This window comes from Pseudoalteromonas sp. ESRF-bin5 (assembly GCF_002632075.1).
Taxonomy (GTDB): Bacteria; Pseudomonadota; Gammaproteobacteria; order Enterobacterales; family Alteromonadaceae; genus Pseudoalteromonas; species Pseudoalteromonas marina.
Map to the genome: position 1 here is coordinate 1 of NZ_NTLW01000011.1, position 1249 is coordinate 1249.

General features: G+C 38.0%; 2 protein-coding genes. Both read right to left on the bottom strand.

The window, feature by feature from the left end; genetic code table 11:
• Window positions 1–51: 51 nt before the first annotated feature.
• A complete protein-coding gene (locus tag BCG07_RS00110) occupies window positions 52–540 on the bottom strand; it encodes a hypothetical protein (RefSeq protein ID WP_286887913.1) in 489 nt (162 codons plus the stop codon).
• 389 nt (window positions 541–929) lie between these two features.
• Window positions 930–1249, bottom strand: a 320-nt coding sequence (locus tag BCG07_RS00115; protein WP_286887915.1) for a tyrosine-type recombinase/integrase, incomplete at its 5' end; no start/stop codon positions are given.

Genomic DNA, 1249 nt, shown 5'->3' on the forward strand with positions numbered 1-1249 from the left:
TTTGTATGCTTATTAGCATAACATTTCTTTCTTAATGGGTGGCCAAATTAACTATGCCACTACAAAACTGAGGGCTTTTTCCTCAACTTCAAATGACAACTTCATCCTTGATGTATTAGAAAGCTCTTGTAATTTTGAAAGGTCAATTTTTGTGATTGTAGATTCTTCCGTTTCTGACGGCTGCTCCGAGGTGTATTCTTCTTCTATTGCTTCCTCAGCTTTCCGGCGAATATTCTCAGCCTTACTTAGAGCTTCTTTCTTGTATTTGAAATAATTCTCATCTTTTCTGATTATGGCCGCCAAGTTCTGTAAAAATTCCAGCTCAGTAACAGCAGTTGCAACTATAAAGATAGCGGCAAAATATGTAGCCCAATGAGAAGAAAAGAAAGCTAGCGATGCTACAAGCATAATAGAAAACAACTTAGTCGCATGGCTTCTTTGCTTCAGCAAAAAAGTGATAAATAAGCACAGAATCGACACTATAAGTGCAACAGTACCGATGAAGCTTGCATAATTATCTGGTGGCACGATGTATTCCATTTACAGCCTAACATTTTAGTATTTATGCGACACGCATTTTGTATTGCATAATCGCTTGTTGGACTGAGCCGCTACCTGCTCGGTGTGTCAGAGTTGGTGTTGTTTATGCTATGGGAATTTGCTTTTTGGTGGCTCTCACTTTCCTAGCTAATTTAATCAGCTTAGCTAGTGTAATTTAAGCTTTCCCTGCATTGCTCAGCGCTTTTTATGTATTCATTACACCTAAATTTGGCTAGATTAGCAATTAATAATTGATTTCAAGCAACTACCTAGCAGATCACTTGTTCTGCTTTAGGTAATTTCCGTAGTTCGCTCAAAATCGACCTATAAAGTATTTACGTTAAATGATAATGGGGCAAAGGCAGCATAAGAACACTGCCTGCGCTAAATCAACAATCGGTTTCTCTCGATATTTTAATGGCGTCTTCAATCTCTATTCCCAAATATCTGATGGTGTTATCAATTTTTGTATGACCAAGTAGTAACTGAACGGCACGTATATTTTTGGTTCGAGCATAAACCAAAGTCGCTTTGGTTCTTCGCATTGAGTGAGTTCCATAAAGGTCAGAATCAAGTCCTAATTGCTCAGCCCAGCTCCTGATGATAGACCTGTAATATGAATAGCTTATTGGTTGATTAGAGCGACGTATACTCCGAAACAAATAATCACTGGGTTGCAATTTAACTTCTTGAATCCAATGGATAATAC

What these genes read in the sequence shown, in the direction of transcription:
- BCG07_RS00110 (WP_286887913.1), bottom strand. Translation starts at nt 540, where the DNA reads ATGGAATACATCGTGCCACCAGATAATTATGCAAGCTTCATCGGTACT.